Source organism: Novosphingobium sp. PASSN1 (assembly GCF_002278815.1).
Window position 1 is genome coordinate 13,818 of record NZ_NKIS01000010.1, and the last position, 22,599, is coordinate 36,416.

Annotated in this window: 22 protein-coding genes; 11 read left to right on the forward strand and 11 right to left on the reverse strand. The window is 64.3% G+C overall.

The genetic code is table 11. From position 1 onward, the window contains the following. Position 1: 1 nt before the first annotated feature. Positions 2–193: a zinc-finger domain-containing protein gene (locus CFE35_RS16130; protein ID WP_292932327.1), complete on the reverse strand. Its 192-nt coding sequence runs from the start codon at positions 191–193 to the stop codon at positions 2–4. Between the two features lie 124 nt (positions 194–317). Between CFE35_RS16130 and CFE35_RS16135 the strand changes: the two genes are divergently transcribed. Beyond that, positions 318–1,265, forward strand: a complete 948-nt coding sequence (locus CFE35_RS16135) for an ABC transporter ATP-binding protein (protein ID WP_292932054.1) — start codon at positions 318–320, stop codon at positions 1,263–1,265. Between the two features lie 401 nt (positions 1,266–1,666). Next, positions 1,667–3,286 (forward strand): L-aspartate oxidase, encoded by a 1,620-nt coding sequence (nadB, locus tag CFE35_RS16140; RefSeq protein WP_292932056.1) that lies wholly within the window; start codon positions 1,667–1,669, stop codon positions 3,284–3,286. 137 nt (positions 3,287–3,423) lie between these two features. Here the strand turns inward: nadB and CFE35_RS16145 are convergent, their stop codons facing one another. Further along, positions 3,424–3,663: a GlsB/YeaQ/YmgE family stress response membrane protein gene (locus CFE35_RS16145; protein WP_292932058.1), complete on the reverse strand. Its 240-nt coding sequence runs from the start codon at positions 3,661–3,663 to the stop codon at positions 3,424–3,426. A gap of 559 nt (positions 3,664–4,222) precedes the next feature. Here CFE35_RS16145 and CFE35_RS16150 point away from each other — a divergent pair. From CFE35_RS16150 to CFE35_RS16165, 4 genes are all read left to right on the forward strand, one after another. Next, a complete protein-coding gene (locus CFE35_RS16150; protein WP_292932060.1) occupies positions 4,223–6,238 on the forward strand; it encodes a ribonucleoside-diphosphate reductase subunit alpha in 2,016 nt (671 codons plus the stop codon). 220 nt (positions 6,239–6,458) lie between these two features. Further along, a complete protein-coding gene (locus CFE35_RS16155) occupies positions 6,459–6,845 on the forward strand; it encodes a PepSY domain-containing protein (protein WP_292932061.1) in 387 nt (128 codons plus the stop codon). 126 nt (positions 6,846–6,971) lie between these two features. Beyond that, positions 6,972–8,030, forward strand: a complete 1,059-nt coding sequence (locus CFE35_RS16160; protein WP_292932062.1) for a ribonucleotide-diphosphate reductase subunit beta — start codon at positions 6,972–6,974, stop codon at positions 8,028–8,030. 129 nt (positions 8,031–8,159) lie between these two features. Beyond that, positions 8,160–8,699, forward strand: coding sequence for a DUF4145 domain-containing protein (locus CFE35_RS16165; RefSeq protein WP_292932063.1), 540 nt, complete (start codon positions 8,160–8,162; stop codon positions 8,697–8,699). A gap of 519 nt (positions 8,700–9,218) precedes the next feature. On the opposite strand, the gene CFE35_RS16170 is transcribed toward CFE35_RS16165, so the two are convergent. The 3 genes from CFE35_RS16170 to gyrB all read right to left on the reverse strand — a co-directional run bounded on the left by CFE35_RS16170 (position 9,219) and on the right by gyrB (position 12,480). Then, complete coding sequence (locus CFE35_RS16170; protein WP_292932065.1) at positions 9,219–9,608, reverse strand: DUF3592 domain-containing protein; 390 nt, start codon at positions 9,606–9,608, stop codon at positions 9,219–9,221. A 68-nt stretch (positions 9,609–9,676) separates the two neighbouring features. Continuing rightward, on the reverse strand, positions 9,677–9,931 hold the full coding sequence (locus tag CFE35_RS16175; RefSeq protein WP_292932067.1) for a hypothetical protein: 255 nt from the start codon (positions 9,929–9,931) through the stop codon (positions 9,677–9,679). Then, the gene (gyrB, locus tag CFE35_RS16180) at positions 9,931–12,480 is read right to left on the reverse strand and encodes a DNA topoisomerase (ATP-hydrolyzing) subunit B (protein WP_292932068.1); all 2,550 of its coding nucleotides are present in this window, start codon (positions 12,478–12,480) and stop codon (positions 9,931–9,933) included. The genes CFE35_RS16175 and gyrB overlap by 1 nt, the downstream gene beginning before the upstream one ends. Positions 12,481–12,642: 162 nt before the next feature. Here gyrB and CFE35_RS16185 point away from each other — a divergent pair, with 162 nt between their 5' ends. Next, positions 12,643–14,100 (forward strand): M20/M25/M40 family metallo-hydrolase, encoded by a 1,458-nt coding sequence (locus CFE35_RS16185; protein ID WP_292932069.1) that lies wholly within the window; start codon positions 12,643–12,645, stop codon positions 14,098–14,100. A 236-nt stretch (positions 14,101–14,336) separates the two neighbouring features. Then, the gene (locus tag CFE35_RS16190; RefSeq protein WP_292932070.1) at positions 14,337–14,975 is read left to right on the forward strand and encodes an HNH endonuclease; all 639 of its coding nucleotides are present in this window, start codon (positions 14,337–14,339) and stop codon (positions 14,973–14,975) included. Between the two features lie 7 nt (positions 14,976–14,982). Here CFE35_RS16190 and CFE35_RS16195 read toward each other — a convergent pair whose 3' ends face one another. The 3 genes from CFE35_RS16195 to CFE35_RS16205 form a co-directional block, all read right to left on the reverse strand. Next, positions 14,983–16,719 carry a M64 family metallopeptidase gene (locus CFE35_RS16195; RefSeq protein WP_292932071.1) on the reverse strand — a complete coding sequence of 579 codons (1,737 nt, stop codon included), beginning with the start codon at positions 16,717–16,719 and terminating at the stop codon, positions 14,983–14,985. 83 nt (positions 16,720–16,802) lie between these two features. Continuing rightward, the gene (locus CFE35_RS16200; protein ID WP_292932072.1) at positions 16,803–17,813 is read right to left on the reverse strand and encodes a nitronate monooxygenase; all 1,011 of its coding nucleotides are present in this window, start codon (positions 17,811–17,813) and stop codon (positions 16,803–16,805) included. A gap of 74 nt (positions 17,814–17,887) precedes the next feature. Continuing rightward, a complete protein-coding gene (locus CFE35_RS16205; RefSeq protein ID WP_292932073.1) occupies positions 17,888–19,153 on the reverse strand; it encodes an aspartate kinase in 1,266 nt (421 codons plus the stop codon). Between the two features lie 95 nt (positions 19,154–19,248). On the opposite strand from CFE35_RS16205, the gene ubiG reads away from it, so the two are divergent. Beyond that, positions 19,249–20,013 carry a bifunctional 2-polyprenyl-6-hydroxyphenol methylase/3-demethylubiquinol 3-O-methyltransferase UbiG gene (gene ubiG, locus CFE35_RS16210; protein WP_292932074.1) on the forward strand — a complete coding sequence of 255 codons (765 nt, stop codon included), beginning with the start codon at positions 19,249–19,251 and terminating at the stop codon, positions 20,011–20,013. Further along, positions 20,013–20,198: a hypothetical protein gene (locus CFE35_RS16215; protein WP_292932076.1), complete on the forward strand. Its 186-nt coding sequence runs from the start codon at positions 20,013–20,015 to the stop codon at positions 20,196–20,198. The genes ubiG and CFE35_RS16215 overlap by 1 nt, the downstream gene beginning before the upstream one ends. Before the next feature lies 1 nt (position 20,199). Here the strand turns inward: CFE35_RS16215 and CFE35_RS16220 are convergent, their stop codons facing one another. From CFE35_RS16220 to CFE35_RS16230, 3 genes are read right to left on the reverse strand one after another with little or no spacing between them, the layout of a single operon-like run. Beyond that, the gene (locus CFE35_RS16220) at positions 20,200–20,610 is read right to left on the reverse strand and encodes a thioesterase family protein (protein WP_292932078.1); all 411 of its coding nucleotides are present in this window, start codon (positions 20,608–20,610) and stop codon (positions 20,200–20,202) included. Between the two features lie 48 nt (positions 20,611–20,658). Then, entirely contained in the window at positions 20,659–21,006 is a 348-nt protein-coding gene (locus CFE35_RS16225) for an arsenate reductase (RefSeq protein WP_292932080.1), read from the reverse strand. Further along, entirely contained in the window at positions 21,003–21,314 is a 312-nt protein-coding gene (locus CFE35_RS16230) for an antibiotic biosynthesis monooxygenase (protein ID WP_292932081.1), read from the reverse strand. Before CFE35_RS16230 ends, CFE35_RS16225 begins: the two co-directional genes overlap by 4 nt. Positions 21,315–21,473: 159 nt before the next feature. Here CFE35_RS16230 and aroC point away from each other — a divergent pair, with 159 nt between their 5' ends. Continuing rightward, entirely contained in the window at positions 21,474–22,559 is a 1,086-nt protein-coding gene (gene aroC / locus CFE35_RS16235; RefSeq protein WP_292932083.1) for a chorismate synthase, read from the forward strand. The last annotated feature ends 40 nt before the right edge of the window (positions 22,560–22,599 follow it).

Consider the following 22,599-nt stretch of genomic DNA (forward strand, 5'->3'; position numbering starts at 1 on the left):
ATTACGCGTGATCGGCAGGCCCGCCCTTGAGGACAAAACGCCGGTCGCAATAGCCGCACTCGGCATAACCGCGCTCGTCGATTTCAATCCACACGCGCGGATGGCCGAGCGCCGCGCCGCCACGAATATCGTCGGCGCCATCGCAGCGCACGCGGTGGCTGGTGGTGATAACGGTCTCGGGATTGGTGCCAATGGCTTTGGACGTGTTCATGGCCGCGCGGGTAGCAAACCGCCGCCCCTCATACAAGCTTGGCCGACAAGCCAGCGCTTGCCCAAACCCCTTTACGCGGCAAGCATCAAGCGGCAGGGAGAAAGCCATGGAAACCACCCCCGCCATCCGCATCCGCGATCTCGTCAAGCGCTACGCCCCCGCTGGCAGCAAATCGGGGGAAGGCAAGCTCGCGCTCGGCGGCGTCAGCTTCGATGTACCGCAAGGCCAGATCTTCGGCCTGCTCGGCCCCAATGGCGCCGGCAAGTCCACGCTGATCAATACGCTCGCTGGCCTTGTCATGAAGTCGTCCGGCACGGTCGAGATCTGGGGCTTCGATATCGACAAGGAACCGCGCAACGCCAAGGCCTCGATCGGCATCGTGCCGCAGGAGATCGTGTTCGATCCCTTCTTCACGCCGATTGAAGTGCTCGACATTCAGGCGGGGCTTTATGGCGTGCCGCCCGCTGCGCGCCGCTCGCTCGAACTGCTCCAGTCGGTCCATCTGGCAGACAAGGCCCATGCCTACGCCCGTTCGCTTTCGGGCGGGATGAAGCGCCGCCTGCTGATCGCCAAGGCCATGGTCCACACCCCGCCGATCCTCGTGCTGGATGAGCCGACCGCAGGCGTCGATGTCGAACTGCGCCGTCTGCTGTGGGAACTGGTGGTCGATCTCAACCAGCAAGGCGTCACGGTCGTGCTCACCACGCACTACCTCGAAGAAGCCGAGCAGCTGTGCGACCGGATCGCGATCATCAACCATGGCCGCCTGATCACCAATCAGCCGACGCGCGAGCTTGTCGGCATGATGCGTGAAAAGATCGTCGTACTCACGCTTGATCGCCCGATCACTGCTGCACCGCAGCATGAAGCCTTTGTGAAGTGCACGATTGCAGGCGAGCGCGAGCTGCGCGTGACCTACAACAAGGACCGGATCAACGCAGGCGAAGTGCTCGCGCTGGTGCAGTCGCTGGGCTACGGAATCGTCGATGTCTCGACCGACGAAGCCGATCTCGAGGACGTCTTCGTCAAGCTCACCAGCGCCCCTGCGCAATAACGCCGCGCGGCCCCGGCGAATGGCATTAAGAACCTGATTTCAGGTCTCGACTTCCTCTATCAGACGCTTCCAATGGCCACGGCCTGACATCCTCACGAGGCGCCGACAATCGCGGCACTGGCCGACATGGCGCAAGCCGTTCCAGTGGACAGTGGGCGGGTCGGCGCGGTGTCGGTTGAACAGGCAGAAAGGCAGACGCCAGAACATGACCGGTAGTCCTTTCAAGAAGGATGGTCCGAAGCGGCTCTACCATTACGCACTTGCACAAACAAACGGTTATGCGGTGCTAGCACCTGCGATTTACCCTTTTGCACGGCCCGCATCAGGCTTCCCAAACCCGGCGCAGACGGGCAAGGGAGAGGGGTGATCGAACCTCTTCCTGTTACGCCGCGGGCCGGGTCATGACCGCCGCTGACCCATCCAGCCCCGATGTGCTGATCATCGGCTCCGGCGCCGCCGGGCTCACCGCCGCGCTGGTGCTGGCCGAACGCTGCCGCGTGCTCGTGCTGGCCAAGGGCGCGCTCGATGGCGGCTCCACCGCCTGGGCGCAAGGCGGCATCGCCGCCGTGCTCGATGAAGGCGATACCTTCGATGACCACATCCGCGATACCATGGTCGCGGGCGCCGGGCTCAACCGGCGCGAGACGGTGGAGTTCGTGGTCGAGAACGCACCGCAAGCGATCCGCCGGCTCGAACAGCTGGGCGTGCCGTTCAACGCCGAATCCGGCGCGCTGCACCTCACGCGCGAAGGCGGGCACTCGCACCGCCGCATCGTGCATGTCGATGATGCCACCGGCTGGGCCGTGCAGCAGGCGCTCATCGCCGCCGCGAAGGCCCACCCCAATATCACCCTGCGCCCGGACATGGTCGCCATCGACCTGGTCACGGACCGGCACCGCGCGGATGGCGGCGGGCGTGGCGCTGGCGGTGAGCGGGTCTGGGGCGCCTACGCCCTCGATGCCTCCACCGGGCGCGTCGAATGCTTCGCCGCGCGCGCCACGATCCTCGCCACCGGCGGCGCGGGCCGCACCTATCTTTTCAGCACCGCCCCGCGCGGCGCCACCGGAGACGGTATCGCCATGGCCTGGCGCGCGGGCTGCCGCGTCTCCAACATGGAATTCATGCAGTTCCATCCGACCTGCCTTTACAACCTCGAGGTCAAGAACTTCCTCATCACCGAGGCGGTGCGCGGCGAGGGCGGGCACCTCAAGCTGCCCCCCGGCGTCCCCGGCGGCGGCGAACGCTTTATGCCGCGCTTCGATCCGCGTGAAGAACTGGCCCCGCGCGATATCGTGGCGCGCGCCATCGATCATGAGATCAAGCGCCTCGGGCTCGACTACGTGCACCTCGATATCAGCCACAAGGACCCGGAGTTCGTCCGCGGCCACTTCCCCAATATCTACGAGCGCCTGATGGGCCTCGGCATCGACATGACGAAGGAGCCGATCCCGGTCGTCCCCGCGCAGCACTATACCTGCGGCGGCGTGCTGATCGATCTGGCGGGCCGCACCGATCTCGAAGGGCTCTATGCGGTCGGCGAATGCTCCGAAAGCGGGCTTCACGGCGCGAACCGCCTCGCCTCCAACAGCCTGCTCGAATGCTTCGTGTTCGGCGATGCCGCCGGCAGCGACATCCTCGCCCGGTGGGACAGCTTCGCCGCGCCCCCCGCGCTCAGGGCATGGGACGAAAGCCGCGTCTCGGATTCCGACGAGGAAGTGGTGATCAAGCAGAACTGGACCGAACTGCGCCGCTTCATGTGGAACTACGTGGGCATCGTGCGCACCAACAAGCGCCTCGAACGCGCGGCGCACCGGATCAAGCTGCTCAAGACCGAGGTCAACGAGTACTACGGCAACTTCCGCGTGACCGCAGACCTGATCGAACTGCGCAACCTGCTGCAAACCGCCGAACTCATCGTAAAAAGCGCCCGCGCCCGCCGTGAGAGCCGCGGCCTGCACTTCACCGAAGACTACCCGCAGACCCAGCCCGCAGCGCGCGATACGGTGCTGGTGCCGAACTGATCCGGCGGGCGTTTTATGCCTCCGGCGAGCAAGGGCCATTGCCCTTGCATCCCAGGGATTGGTTGCGCGCTAGATCGGCCATGTGGTGCTGATAGCGATGCGACGACAAGGCCTGCGGCGCAGCACCCCTGCTTCCCCTACAAATGCCGCCCGATGAAGATCACCACCATCGCGCCGAGGATTGACGCGAGACACCCTGCCCGGCTCACGCCGCCATCCTTGCTGCCCCAGCCCGCCGCCAGCCCGGCCACCAGCGAGCCGGCAATGCCCAGCAGGATCGTCCGCCCCAGCCCCATGGGCACACTGCCGGGATAGAGGTAGCGCGCCGCAAGGCCGACCAACAAACCGCTCACAAGAATCGAGATAAGCTTGAACAACGCGATTGCTCCCACTGCCTGCCTGCCTGCCTGCCTGCCTGCCTGCCCGGGCATATCGCGCGCCATGCCCCACGCGCCAGTGGATAATCGCGGGGCTAAATCACCGCCGGGTCTGGACAGGGTTTTGTCCACAAGATCAGCAGGCGCCGCCAGAATTATTTGCCGCCATGCAGATTGGGGCTTGAAACGCCCGTTTGGCCGCGCGTCGCTGCACTGCAGCATGACTGTCATGACGACGAAACGAATCGTACATGCGACGAGCCGAATCGATAATGCAGTGTTTACCCTCTTGTGTCTGATTCCGGTTGAGGCACTATAGGTAGTGGTCGGGTCCAGGGGGAACCTCTAAACCTAGTTCAGAGCAGCAACGGGCGTTTCGCTCGTGGCAACGGTGGCTGTCTTGCCGCCGCCGCTGGTCTTGACCCTGGGACCTTGGTGCCGGTGCGGGCGATGTGGGGGATTTATATTCTCCTTTTGTTCCGCGCGGCGTATGATGGATTTCGCGTTCCGATTCGGACTTTCCGGGCGGGCGCGACAGATGGAACAGGGGACTGTCCGCGTGGATTTCAGGACTGGTGACAACGTTGCGGAGCATGACGGCCAGAGCGAGCTCAGCCTCGCCGATAGCGCGGCCCCCGCAAGCGGAAACGAAAAGGCGATTGGCATGAGCGCGGATGACAAGGGCAGCGAGGCACTCGTTGCGGCAATGGCCGCAGGCGCAGCCGGTGCGCTGGCCGCAGCGGTCAAGCCTGCGCCCGATTCCAAGACGATCAACGCGCGCCGCTTCACCATCGTCACCGATCATGCGCGCGACGCCCTGCTGACCGATTTCGGCAAGGACACGCTCGACGACCGCTATCTCCTGCCCGGCGAACGCTATCAGGATCTCTTCGCGCGCGTGGCCGATGCCTATGCCGACGATCAGGATCACGCGCAGCGGCTCTATGACTACATCTCGAAGCTGTGGTTCATGCCTGCCACCCCCGTCCTTTCGAACGGCGGCACCGGGCGCGGTCTGCCCATCTCGTGCTACCTGAACTCGGTGTCGGACAGCCTCGAAGGCATCGTCGGCACGTGGAACGAGAACGTCTGGCTCGCCAGCCGGGGCGGCGGCATCGGCACGTATTGGGGCCAGGTACGCGGCATCGGCGAGAGCGTTGGCCTCAACGGCAAGACCAGCGGCATCATCCCCTTCGTCCGCGTGATGGACAGCCTGACCCTCGCGATTTCGCAGGGCTCGCTGCGCCGTGGTTCGGCGGCCTGCTACCTCGATGTGTCGCACCCGGAAATCGAGGAGTTCCTCGAAATCCGCAAGCCCTCGGGCGATTTCAACCGCAAGGCGCTCAACCTCCACCACGGCGTGCTCTTGACGGACGAATTCATGGAAGCGGTGCGCGATGGCACTGAATTCCACTTGCGCAGCCCCAAGGACGGCTCGGTGCGCGGCACCGTCGATGCGCGTTCGCTGTTCCAGAAGCTCGTCGAAACCCGCCTCGCCACGGGTGAGCCCTACATCGTGTTCAACGACACGGTGAACCGCACGATGCCCAAGCATCACCGCGATCTGGGCCTCAAGGTTTCGACCTCGAACCTCTGCTCGGAAATCACGCTGCCCACCGGCCGCGACCACCTCGGCAACGATCGCACCGCCGTGTGCTGCCTGTCCTCGCTCAATCTCGAAACCTGGGACGAATGGCAGGGCGACCGCCTGTTCATCGAAGACGTGCTGCGCTTCCTCGACAACGTGCTGCAGGACTATATCGACCGCGCGCCGGACGAGATGGCCCGTGCCAAGTATTCCGCCATGCGCGAACGCTCGGTTGGCATGGGCGTGATGGGCTTTCACTCGTTCCTGCAATTGAAGGGCATCGGCTTCGAAACCGCGATGGCCAAGGCGTGGAACCTCAAGATGTTCCGCCACATCGCTGCGAAGGCGGACGAAGCCTCGCTGATGCTCGCGCAGGAACGCGGCCCCTGCCCCGATGCCGCAGACATGGGCGTGATGCAGCGCTTCAGCTGCAAGATGGCGATTGCCCCCACCGCGTCGATCTCGATCATCTGCGGCGGCACGTCTGCCTGCATCGAGCCGATCCCGGCGAACATCTACACCCACAAGACGCTCTCGGGCAGCTTCGTGGTGAAGAACCCCTATCTCGAAAAGCTGCTGCAATCGAAATCCAAGGATTCTACCAATGTGTGGAACTCGATCCTCGAACGCGGCGGTTCCGTCCAGCACCTCGATTTCCTCAGCCCTGAGGAAAAGGCCGTCTACAAGACCAGCTTCGAGATCGACCAGCGCTGGCTGCTCGAATTCGCGGCTGACCGCACGCCCTATATCGATCAGGCGCAGTCGCTGAACCTCTACATCCCGGCCGACGTCGACAAGTGGGATCTCATGATGCTGCACTTCCAGGCGTGGGAAAAGGGCATCAAGTCGCTCTACTACCTGCGCTCCAAGTCGGTGCAGCGCGCCGGGTTCGCCGGCGGGGTGGAGGCAGACAACACCGCCGCCGCGCCAGTGATGGAACTGGCCGCCCAGCCCACCGACTACGAGGAATGCCTTGCCTGCCAGTGAGTTTGGCAGTGAGTTTGCCATGAAGCACCGGGGATGCGCCCTGCATCCCCGTTAGAGATCGAAGCCATGTTCGTAGCTGGGCTGCACCGCGTGATACAATCAGCCACACATTGCGGCTTGCCCGGCACGGATACAATCCGCGACAAGGCCCCCGCTTGCCCTGAACGCGTCAGGTCGGCTACGCTTGCGAGTAATTCGCAATTGCAAAAGGGACATCTTCGTGCGCAAGTTTCATCGCTGGATCTCGGTGTTCTTCGGCGTCTTCCTGCTGTGGATCGCCGTCACCGGCACACTCAGCCAGATCGTGCCGCTTCTGGCGGGGGGCGAGGACAAGAAGCCTGCCGCCGCCGCGCAAGCGCAGCCAGCCTTCGTCTGCCCACCGGACTACCTATGCCGTCCGAAACCCAAGCCGGGCGATCCGCGCGCGGTTATTGGGCTGCTGCACCATCTCCATTCGGGCGAGAGCTTCGGACCCGCAGGCGTGGTGATCGGCACGCTCTCGGGCTTCGCGATGATCTTCTTCAGCTTCTCGGGCCTGTGGCTCTACATCCAGATGTGGCGCAATCGGGCGGAGCGCAAGCTCACCCCGCGCTGGTTCTGGAAGTAGCCGCCAGCCCTGTCCTCCGGGGTGGTGGAAAACCCGCCACCGCTCAGCCTTCAACCCGCGCGGACACCTTCCGCGCGGGCCTTCCCGCGCCTATCTTCCCATCATTCTCCCAGCAGGTAACGCCCCATGTCCCTTCTTGAAGCCCGCAGCTCCTACAAGCCCTTCGAATATCCCTGGGCCTACGACTTCTGGAAGCGCCAGCAGCAGATCCACTGGATGCCCGAGGAAGTGCCCTTGGGCGAAGACTGCCGCGATTGGGCGCAGAAGATCTCGGACCACGAGCGCAACCTGCTCACCCAGATCTTCCGCTTCTTCACCCAGGCCGACGTCGAGGTGCAGGATTGCTACCACGACAAGTACGGCCGCGTGTTCAAGCCGACCGAGGTCAAGATGATGCTCGCCGCCTTCTCCAACATGGAGACGGTGCACATCGCCGCCTACTCGCACTTGCTCGACACGATCGGCATGCCCGAAAGCGAATACGCGATGTTCCTCGAATACGAGGAAATGCGCGCCAAGCACGATTACCTGCAGCAGTTCGGCGTCGATTCCGATGAAGACATCGCCCGCACCCTCGCGATGTTCGGCGGCTTCACCGAAGGCCTCCAGCTCTTCGCCAGCTTCGCGATGCTGATGAACTTCCCGCGCTTCAACAAGATGAAGGGCATGGGCCAGATCGTCTCGTGGTCGGTGCGCGACGAATCGCTCCACTGCGAAGGCATCACCAAGCTGTTCCATGCCTTCGTGCAGGAACGCGGCTGCCTGACGAAGGCGGTGAAGGAAGACATCATCGATTGCTGCCAGAAGACCGTCCGCCTCGAGGACGCCTTCATCGACCTGGCGTTCGAACAAGGCCCCGTCCCGGGCATGAGCCCGAAGGAAATCAAGAAGTACATCCGCTACATCGCCGATTGGCGCCTCGGCCAGCTGGGCTTCCAGCCGATCTACATGATCGAGGAACACCCCCTCCCCTGGCTCACCCCGCTGCTCAACGGCGTCGAGCACGCCAACTTCTTCGAAACCCGCGCCACCGAATACTCCAAGGCCGCCACCCGCGGCGATTGGAATACCGTGTGGTCCAGCTTCGACAGCCGCCGCAAGGCAAAGTCAGCCGACCCGGCGAACGAGCTGGTGGAAGAGGCTGAGGCCGACATGTTCTCAGCGGCAGGGATCGCGGCGGAGTGATACCTAAATCTTTTGCTTGGCAATAGGAACTCCGAAACAGTGCGCCTTGAAAGGAATGTGATCTTAGAATTGGAACGCTGCCCTCAGTGTGGCGTTGCCAATCCTCTTATAACGAAGCAGAATTGTGATGTGTTACTTTCTGCAGACGTTAACATCCTTTGGTACACAATACTAGGTCAATGCTCACAATGCAGAAAATGCACTTTGTTTGAAGGCTATACGGCGCGTTCAAAGCTCAACTCGGCAGGCCAGGTGACCTCATTAGAGATCTTTCGGTGCTTTCCAGAAGCGAAACGAGCTTCCGACGACATCCCAGTGCGTGCTCGCAATTATTTACAGCAAGCCCTAGATTCGAGACATGCTCCAGATGGGGCCATTATGTTAGCAGCGTCTGCGATCGACTGGATGCTAAAGGAAAAGGGATACAAGGACGGGTCTTTGTATTCAAGAATTGAAAAAGCCTCGCAAGATGGTTTGTTTACCTCAGAGATGCGCGACTGGGCTCATGAAATACGTTTAAGTGCAAACGATCCGCGTCACGCTGATGAGGATTATTTTGGCTCCACGATTGAGCAGGTTGATCAAATAATACAGTTTGCGGAATCCCTTGGGGAGTATCTTTTTGTTCTGCCTGCGAGGATTCGAAAGTGGAAAGGGCAAGCTAAGTAGGTCTGCGCGTTATTCGGGCAGACTAAATTGGCCATTTAGTTCCTACTGGGATCGCGCTCAATCAGCAAACCAGCGACCTTGACAAAATAAACCATATAGGTTAAACGTCTCCCCGGATCGGGAGCAGGCACGGCCAGCCTTCCCCCCGCTCTTCTGGCCAGCGGCGTCCGCGCCAAAGGCCAACGCGGTCGGTGCGGGCTGCGGGTTGAAGGCGGGACGTCGTCCCAAGGCCTCGCCCGGCAGATGCCGCGCACCGTGGATCACTGCCCACGCTTCGCGCAGGCTTCCGCCCCGCAAAGCAGGTTGCCGGCTGGCACGCGAGCCGCCCCCGGCATCCGGGTCTGGTCCCGATAAGGTCGAGCTGGATCGGACCCTGCCCCTTCCAGCCATTCGCCAGCGATGCAGCACTGCGACGTCCTTCCCGCAGCGCCCTCAAACGGCGCCGCACCGGCCGCGCGATCCACTTGCCTTGTCCACTGCCCGCGCCGCCGTGCCGTCAAATCCAACAGCGCCGCACCCTCAGCCGTCCAGCCACCCCATCATGACCGCGAAGAGCACGGCCTCCAGCCCTGTCAGCAGCGCATAGACCATCAACCACAGCAGCGGCCGGGGCACATGCGCCAGATCGGGTCGGCCCGCAGGATAGTGCAGAGGGACCACGGTCCCCACCGGCGGGGTCTGCGCGCCGCGATAAAGCGCTTCCACCACCTCATGCTCTCCGCCCGCGCTGGTGAATCGGTAAACCGGCGCATAGCTGCGGCTGCCGTCTTCCCAGGTCGAGCGAAAGCCGGTGACCACGGCCTCCACCCGCAGCGAGGGCCGCGTCAGCCGCACAAGATCACGGCGCGCCAGCACCCAGAGGCTGAAAAGGCACAGCGCCTGCCCGGCAATAAGGAAGTAGAGTTCCATCGGCGGGAGACTGGCACACGCAAATTAAAGCCGCGTTTCAAACCCCGCCCAGCGCCCGGGGTGCAGTGCTATTCCTCTTCCTTGAGCAGCGCCGCCAGCACCGCGATTTCCGCAGGCTCCAGCAGCCACGTCCGCGTCGCCCGCCCCTCGCGGTGCACCGGCACCGTCAGCAGCAGGCGGGCATTTTCCCGCGCGTGCGGTTTGTAGAGCGTGAAGTGCAGCGCGCATTCGCGGATCGTGCCGATGATCGGCACGCGGCCTTCGAGGTCGATCATCGTGGCCGCCTGATCCCACGGGATTTCGGCGAGAGTAGCCCCAGCCATCAGACGTCCAGGTTCGCCACGTTGAGCGCGTTTTCCTGAATGAAATCGCGGCGCGGTTCGACCACGTCGCCCATCAGGCGCGTGAAGATCTCGTCGGTCACGTCGGCGTCTTCCACCTTCACCTGCAGCAGCGAGCGCTGCGAGGGATCGAGCGTCGTTTCCCAGAGCTGATCGGCGTTCATTTCGCCAAGGCCCTTGTAGCGCGAGATCGAGAGGCCCTTGCGGCCCGCCGCCAGCACTTGCGCGAGGAGTTCGGACGGGCGGGTGATCCCTGCGCCTTCCTTCGCTGCCGCGCGCACGGGGGCTGCGGGAGCGGCCTCGGCTTCGGCCTCCGGCTCGTCCGCCACCACCGCTTCAGGCTCCGGCTCTGCCGCCGCCGCCCCGCCGCTGCGCACCAGCTTGGCGGGCACGGCATAGACTTCGGCTTGCTCTCCGGCGAGGCGGGCGAGCTTGCGCGCTTCGGCGCTGGCGAGGAAACCGGCTTCGATGGGGTGCTGGTCGGTCACGCCGCGCCACACCCGCTTGATGTCGTAGCCGCCTTCCGGGCTGACTTCGGCCACCCAGCGCGCCTCGCGGTCGCCCCGGTCGAGCCAGCGCACGCTCGCGGCCAGCGCGGCCTCGCGCGCGGCAGGCGTCATGTCTGGCTCGAGCGCTCCAGCCAGCGCCAGCGCCTCGATGATCGCGGGGTCATAGCGCTTCGGCGCGAAGGCCATGAGATTGCGCAGCCGCAGCGCATGCTCGACGAGACCCGCGAGGTCCGCCCCGCTGCGCGCGCCGCCTGCCGTCTCCAGCATGCGGCCCGCGAGTCCGGCGTCGACAAGGTAGCGATCCAGCGCCGGGCCATCCTTGAGATAGACCTCGCTGCGGCCCTTGGCCACTTTGTAGAGCGGCGGCTGGGCGATGAAGAGGTGCCCTTCGCGGATGATTTCGGGCATCTGGCGGTGGAAGAACGTGAGCAGCAGTGTGCGGATATGCGCGCCGTCGACGTCGGCGTCGGTCATGATCACGATCTTGTGATAGCGCAGCTTGCCGAGATTGAACTCGTCGCGGATCCCGGTGCCCATCGCCTGAATGAGGGTGCCGACTTCCTTCGAGCCGATGATCCGGTCGAACCGCGCGCGCTCCACGTTGAGGATCTTGCCCTTGAGCGGCAGGATCGCCTGGAAGTGCCGATCACGCCCCTGCTTGGCCGAACCGCCTGCCGAATCGCCCTCGACGAGGAACAGTTCGCACTTGGCGGGATCGCGCTCCTGGCAATCCGCCAGCTTGCCGGGCAGGCTGGCGATATCCATCGCGCCCTTGCGCCGGGTAAGTTCGCGCGCCTTCTTGGCGGCTTCGCGCGCGGCAGCGGCATCGATCACCTTCTGGATCACGGCGCGGGCGTGTGCAGGGTTTTCCTCCAGCCATTCGCTCATCTTGTCGGCCATCAGGCTTTCGAGCGGCTGGCGCACTTCGGAGCTGACCAGCTTGTCCTTGGTCTGCGAGGAGAACTTGGGGTCGGGCAGCTTCACCGAAACAATCGCGGTCAGCCCCTCGCGCATGTCGTCGCCCGTGAGCGAAACCTTCTCCTTCTTCAGCATCCCCGAACGATCCGCATAGCCGTTCAGCGTGCGCGTCAGCGCCGCGCGGAACGCGGCGAGGTGCGTGCCGCCATCGCGCTGGGGGATGTTGTTGGTGAAGGCGAGGACGTTCTCGTAATAGCTGTCGTTCCATTCGAGCGCGACATCGATGCCCACGCCGTCGCGGCTTGCCGAAATGGCGATCGGCTCGGGCATCAGCGGCTGCTTGTTGCGATCGAGGTACTGCACGAACGCGCCGATCCCGCCGACGTAGTAGAGATCGTGCTCGGCCACTTCCTCGTGGCGCTTGTCGCGCAGCAGGATGCGCACACCCGAATTGAGGAACGCCAGTTCGCGGTAGCGGTGCTGCAGCTTGTCGAAATCGAACTCCAGCACGTTCTTGAAGGTGTCGTGGCTGGCGGCGAAGGTCACGCGGGTGCCCTTCTTGACCCCGCCTTTGCCGTCCGCTGGTGCCGGCCCGGTGACCTTGAGCGGGGCGACCGCATCGCCGTGCTCGAAGCGCATCCAGTGCTCTTGGCCGTCGCGCCAGATCGTGAGTTCGAGCCATTCCGAAAGCGCATTGACCACCGAAACGCCGACGCCGTGGAGCCCGCCGGAAACCTTGTAGGCGTTGTCGTCGCTGGTGTTCTCGAACTTCCCGCCCGCGTGGAGCTGGGTCATGATCACTTCGGCGGCGGAAACGCCTTCCTCGGCGTGGATGCCGGTGGGAATGCCGCGCCCGTTATCCTCGACCGAAACCGAGCCATCGGGGTTCAGTTCGATCAGCACCAGATCGCAATGCCCGGCCAGTGCCTCGTCGATCGCGTTGTCCGAAACCTCGAACACCATGTGGTGCAGGCCCGAGCCATCGTCGGTATCGCCGATGTACATGCCGGGGCGCTTTCGCACGGCATCGAGCCCGCGCAGGACCTTGATGGAATCGGCGCCATATTCGTTGGCGTTGGGGATGTTTTCGTTCGTACTGGCCATCTTGCGGACATAGGCATTCGCGGGGCTTTTCCCAAGCGAATCCGGCCCGTTTTGCACAAGGGAAAGCCCCGTTTCACGCGCCGAACCGAGAGGGGCTGGCGAACCATGCGCAATCGTGCTGAAACGCGTGCATGTTATCCCATGCAAAGGACTTTTCCTGCCATGCGCAAGCTGTTGACCAGTGCGATCTGCGCCGCCGCTCTGAGCACGACGATGCTCACTTCCAGCGCTCTTGCAGCGCCTGCGGCCAAGGGCGATCCTTATGGCGGCGAAGCGGAATTCCGCAGCCTCTACAAGGAACTGGTCGAGACCAACACGACGCTCTCGTCCGGCAGCTGCACGCTGGCGGCCGAGCGCATGGCCGCCCGGCTCAAGACCGCGGGCTTCACCGACGATCAGCTGACGATCTTCGCAACGCCGGAAAAGCCCAAGGAAGGCGGCCTCGTGGCAGTCATGCCGGGAACGAACAGCGCCACCTCGAAAACCGCAAAGCCGATCCTGCTGCTCGCTCACCTCGATGTGGTGGAAGCCAAGCGCGAGGACTGGGTGCGTGATCCCTTCACGCTGATCGAGGAAGACGGCTACCTCTATGCGCGCGGCACGGTGGACGACAAGGCGATGGCGGCCAGCTGGGTCGATACGCTGATCCGCTTTAAGCAGGAGGGCTTCAAGCCGAAGCGCACGCTCAAGCTCGCGCTCACCTGCGGCGAGGAAACGACGTATGCGTTCAACGGCGCCGAATGGCTGGCGAACAACAAGCGCGATCTGATCGACGCGGCTTTCGCGCTCAATGAAGGCGGCGGCGGGCGCACCGATGCGAAGGGCGTTTCAGAAGGCGGCAAGCTGGTCGTCGAGACCATCCAGGTCGGCGAAAAGGGCGTGCAGAACTATCGGCTGGAAACCCGCAACCCCGGCGGCCACAGCTCGATCCCGGTGCGTGATAACGCGATCTATCAACTCGCCGCCGCGCTGGTGAAGCTGCAGAACCACGATTTCAAGATCGAGCTTTCGGACACGACCCGCGCGTTCTTCGCCAAGGCCGGCGCCCAGCGCACCGACGACATGGGCAAGGCAATGCAGGCGATTGCCGCCAATCCTGCAGACAGCACGGCAGAGGCCATGCTCAACACCGACCGCACGTTCCATTCGATGCTGCGCACCACCTGCGTCGCCACGCTGATCGATGGCGGCCATGCCAACAACGCGCTGCCGCAGCGCGCCGGGGCCAACGTCAACTGCCGCATCTTCCCCGGCCATTCGATTGATGAAGTGCAGCAGGAACTGCAGGCCGTCGTCGCCGATGCAGGCGTGACGGTCACCCCGGTGCCGCCGATGCGCCCGCTGGCCAAGACGCCGCCGCTGGACCCGGCGATCATCGGCCCGATGGAAAAGCTGGCGGCAAAATATTTCCCCGAAACGCCGCTGGTGCCGACGATGTCGACCGGCGCGACCGACGGGATCTTCCTCGCCGCCGTGGGCATCCCGACCTACGGTGTGCCCGGCAGCTGGCTCAACCCGGACATGAACGGCATCCACGGCCTCAACGAACGGATCGAAATCAAGTCGCTGATGACTGGCCGCGCCTATCTCTATGAACTGGTGAAGGCCTACACCAAGTAGTCACCCGCCTGTAATCATTGCGTTTATCCCGGGTTACCCCCATCCTGTCCGCAGGTCTGTGCACCTGTGGACAGGACCGCGCGCGGCCTCTTGACGGGTGAGACGCGCCTGTGTTCTTTTCCGTGCATGCGTCACGAAGCGGTCATCCGCATCCCTCACATCGCTCCCGACCGGCGCCTTGCCGTCCTTTCGGGGATGAGGCCGTGCGCGACCATGCGAAAGGGCCGAACGGGAGCATGCTTCACAGGGCGCTGATCGAGCGGGCGGCTGAGGCCAGGCCCCATAGTGGCAGCCCCCACGGGGGTGAAACCACCGTTCTTGGCCATGATCGCCATCTCTCGAATTGCCCGGCGCTGGTGCTCAATGCCGATTACACCCCGCTCAGCTACTATCCGCTAAGCCTCTGGCCCTGGCAGACCGCGATCAAGGCGGTGTTCCTCGAACGCGTCGACATTGTCGCGACCTATGACCGCGAAGTGCACAGCGCCTCGCTCGACATGAAGATTCCTTCAGTCATCGCGCTGCGCCAATATGTGAAGCCGAGCGAGTTTCCCGCCTTCACGCGCTTCAACCTGTTCCTGCGCGACAAGTTCCAGTGCCAGTACTGCGGCTGCCCGGACCAGCTGACGTTCGATCACGTGGTGCCGCGCCGCCTTGGCGGGCGCACGACCTGGGAAAACGTCGTGGCCGCCTGTGCACCGTGCAACATGCGCAAGGGCGGCCGCACCCCGGCGCAGGCCGCCATGCGGCTCATCACCGAACCGATCCGGCCAACCTCTTGGCACTTGCAGGAACGCGGGCGGCTCTTCCCGCCGGGCCACTTGCACGAAAGCTGGCGCGATTGGCTCTACTGGGACGTCGAGCTGGAGTACTGAGCCGAGGTCAGAGGATGAAATCCGCCGCCGTCAGGGTGGGGGTGCCTTCCACCCGGATCATGAAATCGGCGACCCCGTCGCCGTTCTGGTCGCCATAGACGAACACGCCTTTCGCACTCGTCTCATAGCGCAGTTCGCCGATCGTGCTGTCGGCGGTGTTGAAGGCCGCGGTGCCGATGAAGACGAACGCCTGGTTGCCCGCCGCCGCGGCAGCGCTGCGAAAATCCGCGTCGACCCTGGCCAGATCGATGCGGTCCCCCACATCCCAGCCCTGAATGATATCCGCTGCGCCAATTGTTGCGCCGCCGAAAGTGCCATCGCGGAATTCGAAGCGGTCCTTGCCGAAGCCGCCAACAAGGATGTCGCGCCCAAGCCCGCCAATCAGGACATCGCTACCCGCACCGCCCTCGAGCCGATCGGCACCGGCGCCGCCAATCAGCGTATCGGCACCAGCCCCCCCCAGCAGCAAGTCATTGCCCAACAGGCCAGCAAGCCGGTCGCTCCCTGCCCCGCCGTCCAGCACGTCATCTCCGAACCCGCCGACGACTTCATCCCGGCCGTCACCCGCCTCAACCCACGTGAGCGTGCCCGGCGTGCCGCCAGCAAGAAGACTGATGGAATCGGCAAGGCCTGTCCCAGCGACATATTGGTTGCCCGCAAAATCGGAGGAGAATGTAGTGTGTGCTGCATCCAGCGTCGTCTTGGTCAGCACCAGCTCGCCGGTCGCCGTCTCGCGGCTGTTCGCCAGCACATCGGCCTTGCGCACCATCCCGGTCGCATCCCGGATCGTCACGCCGATGTCGAGCGTGACGGGCCCGTCTGCCGCAGCCCTGATGGCATCCCTGAGATCGAGTGCACCCGAACCGCGTCCCGCCGCCTTGCCGTTCAGGGTCCAGGAAAAGGCAAACAGCGCGTTGTTCGGCGTTGCAGCGAGGGCGGTGGTCAGCACCTTCTGGCCGGGCAACGTGACCAATCCGCTGGTCACGGCATAGAACCGGTCGATGAACGCTTCCTTCTCCGGCGCGCTGAACGCGGTGTCGAGAGAGAGCATCTTCGACGTTTCCGTCGCGCGCCACACGCCGGTCGAACGATAATAGCCGCCTTCGTAAGCCCCCACCGTGCCAAGGCCGTCAGTGAAGCCGATCCAGTCCTTCCACGGCACTTTCGCCGGATCACTGGTGGTGGCGACATGCACGCTGTTCAAGCCGCCGAGCGGAAAAGTCTCCACCAGCGCCGGATCGGCATATTCATCCTGCAACCCGGCAAAGCTGTGGCCGATCTCGTGCAGCGCAACTTCATAGGAATAGGGATTGCCTGCCGTCGCCCAGGCAATCGAACCGCCTGCACCGCCGTATTTCGAGGAATTGATCAGCACGACCACGATATCGCGCGCATCGCCCTTCAGCGCGGACAGCGCCGAATAGACCTTGCTTTCGTTGCCATAGACCAGCCGCCCATCGCTGCCATAGGCGCGCGCATCGAACGCGGTGTTCACCGTGGTCGTGTCGGTATCGTAACCAGCCTGACTGGAAGCAACGAACACCGCGCTGGCATTCACCAGCGCACCATACGTCGCGAACGGATCGTTCAGCGTCTTGTTGGCAGTAGACAGCATGTACGTGGTGAAGGCGTTGGCATCGGAGAGGAACTTGCTCCGCTCAGCCGCGGTATATCCCTCGGCCACGATGACGACATCGACGCGCGCCGCGCTGGCCCCGGTTGAACGAATCGATGTCAGGTCCATGGCGCAAGCTCCGTTGACCGTTGTGTCCCTGGACAGGCCTGAGCAAGGCTAACATGCCCTCGCTTGGGTGTCAGCGCAGCAGATCAGCGCGTCGTGAGCGCGGCTTCGCAATCGCCCATCAGTTCAGCCATGATCGCGGCGACTGGTTCTTCCTTCGTCACCATGCCGACCGATTGACCGGCCATGACCGAACCGCGTTCGACATCGCCGTCGATCACCGCGCGGCGCAGTGCGCCCGCCCAGAAGTGCTCGATCTCGAGCTGTGCCTCTCCCATGTCGACCACGCCTTCATCAAGCCGCCGCGCGACTTCGATCTGCTTGGCGTTGAATTCCTCGCTGCCCTTGTTGCGCAGGGCGCGCACCGGGATCACCGGCAGGCGCGGATCGATCTGCACGCTGGTGACGGCATCGCGCGCATTGGCGCGGAAGAACGCCGCCTTGAACGCGGGGTGCGCAATGGATTCGGTGGCGCAGGCAAAGCGGGTGCCCAGCTGCACCCCGCTCGCGCCCATTTCCAGATAGCTCGCGATCATTTCGCCCCGGCCGATCCCGCCCGCCACGAACACCACGTGATCCTTGGCGAGCGCGGGGAGGAACTCCTGCGCCAGCACCGAAGTCGAAACCGGGCCGATATGCCCGCCGGCTTCGGACCCTTCGATCACCAGCGCATCGGCGCCCGAGCGGAACAGCTTCTTCGCCAGCGCCAGCGTCGGCGCGAAGACCAGTACCTTGGCGCCAAACGCCTTGATCGCCTCGACCGCGCCCTTGGGCGGAATGCCGCCCGCGAGCACGACATGGCTGACATTGTGCCGCGCGCAGACTTCGATCAGATCGAACAGACGCGGGTGCATGGTGATGAGGTTGACGCCGAAGGGCTTGGCCGTCAGCGCTGCCGTGGCGGTGATTTCCGCGTCGAGCAGTTCGGGCGTCATCGCCCCGCAGGCGATCACACCAAACCCGCCGGCATTGCTGATCGCCGCCACGAGATTGCGCTCGGACACCCAGCTCATCGCGCCGCATAGCACCGCATGTTCGGTGCCGAGGAATTCCGCGCCGCGTGCCATCAGCGCAGCAGTCTTGGGGTATGCGGTCATCATGTCATCCGGTCAGTTCAGCACCCATTGGGCAGGTACTGCGCCATCAAGGCAGCATAAAGGCAGGAAGCCCGTTACCCCGCATCCAGCCCATAGGCGGTGTGCAGCACGCGCACGGCAAGCTCCACCTCGTCGGAATCGATCAGCACCGAGACCTTGATCTCGCTGGTGGAGATCGCCTGGATGTTGATCCCGCGCTCGGCCAGCGCCTTGAACATCGTGGCAGCAACGCCCGCATGGCTGCGCATACCGACGCCGACGACCGAGACTTTGGCCACCTTGCTGTCGGCGATCATGCGGTAATAGCCGATCGTGTCCTTGCGTTCCTCCAGCAGCGCCTGCGTGCGCGCAAGGTCTGCCTGCGGGCAGGTGAAGGTCACGTCGGTCTCGCCCTTGTCCTTGGCGATGTTCTGGATGATCATGTCGACGTTGATGTTCGCCTCGGCCAACGGGCCGAAGATCGCCGCCACCGCACCGGGGCGGTCCGCCACGCGGGTCAGCGTCACCTTGGCCTCGTTCTTGTCGGCGGCAATGCCGGTGATCAGCTGGCGTTCCATCTCTTGTCCTTCTTCGCTTTCGGCCAGAATGCGGTCCAGTTCTTCGTCGCTCACGATCATCGTGCCGGGGATGCTGTCCGCCGGCGGGGCATTCTCGTCGATGAACGAGGAGAGCACTTGCACGCGCACCCCTTCCTTCATCGCGAGGCTGACCGAGCGGGTCTGCAGCACCTTCGAGCCGACCGAGGCCAGTTCGAGCATTTCCTCGTAGGTCACGTATTTCAGCTTGCGGGCCTTGGCCACGATGCGCGGATCGGTCGTGTAGACCCCGTCGACATCGGTGTAGATATCGCAGCGATCCGCCTGCACCGCCGCCGCCACGGCGACCGCCGACGTATCCGAACCGCCCCGGCCCAGCGTGGTCACGCGGCCCGCGGGGTCGAGGCCCTGAAAGCCCGGAATCACCGCGATCTCGCCCGCCGCCATCGAAGCGAGGAGTTCGGGCGAAGTGATATCCTCGATGCGCGCGGCAGCATGGGCGTCGTCGGTCTTTACCGGCAGCTGCCAGCCCAGCCACGAACGCGCCTTGCAGCCCAGCGCCTGCAGATGCAGCGCCAGCAAGCCCGAAGTGATCTGCTCGCCAGCCGCAACGACCACGTCGTATTCGGCCCGGTCATAAAGCGCATGGGCTTCGCGGCAGAAGTTCACCAGCCGGTCGGTCTCGCCCGCCATGGCGGAGACGACGACGGCCACTTCATGGCCCGCTTCCTGCTGGCGCTTCACGATCCCGGCGACACGGCGGATGCGCTCGGTCCCGGCCATCGAGGTGCCGCCGAATTTCATCACGATCCGGGCCACGCGCAATCCCCCGCACTTCAAAAAGAGGTTTCCTTGCGCGGCCCCTCGACCGCGCGGACGCGGCGCTTTAGAGTCGGCGCATGAGCATTGCAACAACTGGCGCGACGATCCGGCCCGAAGAAGCTGCCCATTTCGGCAAGCTGGCGGCGGAATGGTGGGATCCCAAGGGCAGCTCGGCGATGCTGCACAAGCTGAACCCGGTGCGGCTGGCGTTCCTGCGCGAAGCCATCGATTCGCACTTCGGCGCCGATCCCAGGACCTTGCGCCCGCTGGCCGGACGCGGCGCGCTTGATGTCGGCTGCGGTGCCGGGCTGCTGGCCGAACCGCTGGCGCGGATGGGCGCGGCCGTCACGGCGGTGGACGCGGCGGAAGAGAACATCGCAGCCGCCAAGGCCCATGCGCAAGGCGGCGGGCTCGCCATCGATTATCGCCACGGCGAACTAGCGGCGCTGGGCCTCGGCCAGTTCGATCTCGTCACCTCGATGGAAGTGATCGAACACGTGGCCGACAAGCCCGCCTTCGTCGCCGGGCTGACCCAGCGCGTTGCGGAAGGCGGCCTGCTGGTCCTTTCCACCCCCAACCGCACGACGCCATCGCGCCTGCTGCTGGTCGGCGCGGCGGAAGGCGTGGGCATGGTGCCCAAGGGCACGCACCACTGGGAGGATTTCATCACCCCGCTGGAACTGAGCGACCTGCTGGCAGACGCCGGATTCGCAATGGGCAACCCGCGCGGCATTTCGTGGAGCCCACTGAAAGGCCTTCACCTCTCCGACGATCTGGCGCTCAACTATATCGTCACGGCCCAAAAATCCGATGGCCGCAAATCCGATGGAAGGGACGCCTGATGGCCACCGGCAAAGTCTTCGAACGCCACAAGCAGGCCTGGACGACCGACGAAGTGCAGAAGCTGCACACGCTGGCAAAGAAAGGCATAGCCCTGAAGGGACTCGCCAAGGCGCTGACCCGCAGCGAGGAATCGATCAAGATCCGCGCCAAGGCCGATGGGCTGGCCATCGAAAAGCTGCGCTGATTTACCCTGCGGTGGGCAGGAACTTCTCGACCAGATCGCGCGCCAGCCGCGCCGGGCGCAGGGTGGCGGCATCGAGGCAGCACCAGCTCGATTTCACTTCGGCCAGCACGTCCTCACCGCGCTTGATGATCGTCTCGTAAAACGCGCGCGCGCCCTGCACGCGCTCTAGAATCACGTGCGCGATCACCGGATCATGCAGGAACGTCGGCCGCCGGTAGGTGATGTTGTGATTGGTCGCGACCCAGACATGATCGGCAATCGCCTGCGCCGGCGCAAACGCGCGCCAGTGCCCCACGACGGCGTCCTGCACCCATTTGAGGTATGAGGCGTTGTTGACGTGCCCCATGAAGTCGATGTCAGCGGGATCGACGGTGATCGCGTAGGCGAAAGGTGCGGCGGTATTCACACTCATGTAGATAACACCAAGCCGCCGCACTGAACAGGTCGGATTATCCGCTATTTAGACCAGTTCGGCGGCCCACTCGGCTTCCTTGAAGCCCACCAGCAACCCGCCCGGATGCTCCACGATGGGCCGCTTGATCACAGAAGTATTGGCCGCCAGAACCTCCGGCGCGCCCTCTCCGCCCAGCACCGCCTGATCCTCAGCCGAAAGCTTGCGGAAGGTCGTTCCCGCCCGATTGACCACCTTGCCCAGCCCGGCCGCCGCGATCCAGCCCGCAATCCGCGCCGGGTCCGCGCCCGCCTTCTTGTAGTCATGGAAGGTATAGGCGATCCCCTTGGCATCGAGCCACGCGCGCGCCTTCTTCACCGTGTCGCAATTGGGGATGCCATAAACCGTGATCGTCATGCCTTGGTCCTCGCAAAGCGGTGCACCCGGCTGGGTGTTCCCGCAAACAGCGTGTAGTCCTCGTAATATGCCTCGCGGCCCTTGGCCTGCATCTCGGCATGGTGCGCCACCCGCCGCCACGCCAGCGCCGCCGCTTCATCCGCCCATTCGCTGATCGCCACGACTTCGCCGTCCTCGGCAGTGTAGCTCTTGAACGAGAGATAGCCCGGCTGCGCGGCAGCGAGCGCTTCCATCGCATCGGCATCGGCGCTGTAGGCCGCCGCATCAATATCGGCGCGCTTGCGGTTGCGGAAGACGACGAGGAACATGGGGCCGCTGTAGCGCGTGTTACCACCACCCCCAACCCCCTCCTCTAAAGAGGAAGGGGCTATTCGTTCACTCCCCCTCCTCTTCGCAAGGAGGGGCCGGGGGGGTGGTGCACGCCGCAGAATGGACATTTCCGCCCACTTGCGACAAAGCGACCAGCCATGAGCTTCAACACCTTCGGTCACGCATTCCGCTTCACCACCTGGGGGGAAAGCCACGGACCCGCTCTCGGCGCGGTCGTCGATGGCTGCCCGCCGGGCCTCGCCATCAGCGAAGCGGATATCCAGCCCTTCCTCGATGCGCGCCGCCCCGGCCAATCGCGCTTCACCACGCAGCGGCAGGAACCGGATCAGGTCCGCATCCTCTCCGGCGTGTTCGACGGCAGAACAACTGGCACCCCGATCAGCCTGATGATCGAGAACGTGGATCAGCGCTCCAAGGACTACGGCGATGTCGCCAAGGCCTATCGCCCCGGCCACGCCGACTATGCTTACGACGCGAAGTACGGTTTCCGCGACTATCGCGGCGGCGGGCGCTCCTCGGCGCGCGAGACCGCAGCGCGGGTCGCGGCAGGTGCGGTGGCGCGGCTCGTCATCCCCGAAGTCACCGTGCTCGGCTGGGTCAGTGCGATCGGCGGCGATGCCATCGATCCCGCCAACTTCGATGCCGCCGAAATCGCCCGCAACCCGTTCTTCTGCCCCGATGCCAAGGCCGCCGCGCGCTGGGAAACTTTGGTCGACAATGCCCGCAAGGCCGGTTCCTCGCTCGGCGCGGTGGTCGAATGCACCGCAACGGGCGTCCCCGCGGGCTGGGGCGCGCCGCTCTATGCCAAGCTCGATGCCGAACTGGCCCACGCGATGATGGGCATCAACGCGGTCAAGGGCGTCGAAATCGGCGACGGTTTCGCCGCCGCTGCCAACACCGGCGAGGGCAATGCCGATCCGATGCGGCCCCCAAAAACCGGATTGGGCTCCGATACGCCGGAATTCCTCGCCAACCACGCGGGCGGCATCGCGGGCGGCATTTCCACCGGCCAGCCGGTCCATGTCCGCGTCGCCTTCAAGCCGACCTCCTCGATCCTCACGCCCGTGCCCACGATCACGCGCGAAGGCGCGGCGACCGAGCTGTTCACCAAGGGCCGCCACGATCCTTGCGTCGGCATTCGCGGCGTGCCGGTGGTCGAAGCCATGATGGCGCTCGTGCTGGCGGACCAGAAGCTGATGCACCGGGCGCAGTGCGGGGGCTGAGAAGGCCCGCCCCCCGCTTGCCTAAACCTCAGGCCCCGCT

Coding starts and splice junctions, on each gene's coding strand:
- CFE35_RS16195 (WP_292932071.1), bottom strand. CDS start 16,719: ATGGACCTGACATCGATTCGTTCAACCGGGGCCAGCGCGGCGCGCGTC.
- CFE35_RS16200 (WP_292932072.1), bottom strand. CDS start 17,813: ATGACCGCATACCCCAAGACTGCTGCGCTGATGGCACGCGGCGCGGAA.
- CFE35_RS16135 (WP_292932054.1), top strand. CDS start 318: ATGGAAACCACCCCCGCCATCCGCATCCGCGATCTCGTCAAGCGCTAC.
- CFE35_RS16230 (WP_292932081.1), bottom strand. CDS start 21,314: ATGTTCCTCGTCGTCTTCCGCAACCGCAAGCGCGCCGATATTGATGCG.
- aroC (WP_292932083.1), top strand. CDS start 21,474: ATGAGCTTCAACACCTTCGGTCACGCATTCCGCTTCACCACCTGGGGG.
- CFE35_RS16220 (WP_292932078.1), bottom strand. CDS start 20,610: ATGAGTGTGAATACCGCCGCACCTTTCGCCTACGCGATCACCGTCGAT.
- CFE35_RS16190 (WP_292932070.1), top strand. CDS start 14,337: ATGCTTCACAGGGCGCTGATCGAGCGGGCGGCTGAGGCCAGGCCCCAT.
- CFE35_RS16185 (WP_292932069.1), top strand. CDS start 12,643: ATGCGCAAGCTGTTGACCAGTGCGATCTGCGCCGCCGCTCTGAGCACG.
- CFE35_RS16175 (WP_292932067.1), bottom strand. CDS start 9,931: ATGGCTGGGGCTACTCTCGCCGAAATCCCGTGGGATCAGGCGGCCACG.
- gyrB (WP_292932068.1), bottom strand. CDS start 12,480: ATGGCCAGTACGAACGAAAACATCCCCAACGCCAACGAATATGGCGCC.
- CFE35_RS16205 (WP_292932073.1), bottom strand. CDS start 19,153: ATGAAATTCGGCGGCACCTCGATGGCCGGGACCGAGCGCATCCGCCGT.
- CFE35_RS16215 (WP_292932076.1), top strand. CDS start 20,013: ATGGCCACCGGCAAAGTCTTCGAACGCCACAAGCAGGCCTGGACGACC.
- CFE35_RS16160 (WP_292932062.1), top strand. CDS start 6,972: ATGTCCCTTCTTGAAGCCCGCAGCTCCTACAAGCCCTTCGAATATCCC.
- CFE35_RS16225 (WP_292932080.1), bottom strand. CDS start 21,006: ATGACGATCACGGTTTATGGCATCCCCAATTGCGACACGGTGAAGAAG.
- CFE35_RS16170 (WP_292932065.1), bottom strand. CDS start 9,608: ATGGAACTCTACTTCCTTATTGCCGGGCAGGCGCTGTGCCTTTTCAGC.
- ubiG (WP_292932074.1), top strand. CDS start 19,249: ATGAGCATTGCAACAACTGGCGCGACGATCCGGCCCGAAGAAGCTGCC.
- nadB (WP_292932056.1), top strand. CDS start 1,667: ATGACCGCCGCTGACCCATCCAGCCCCGATGTGCTGATCATCGGCTCC.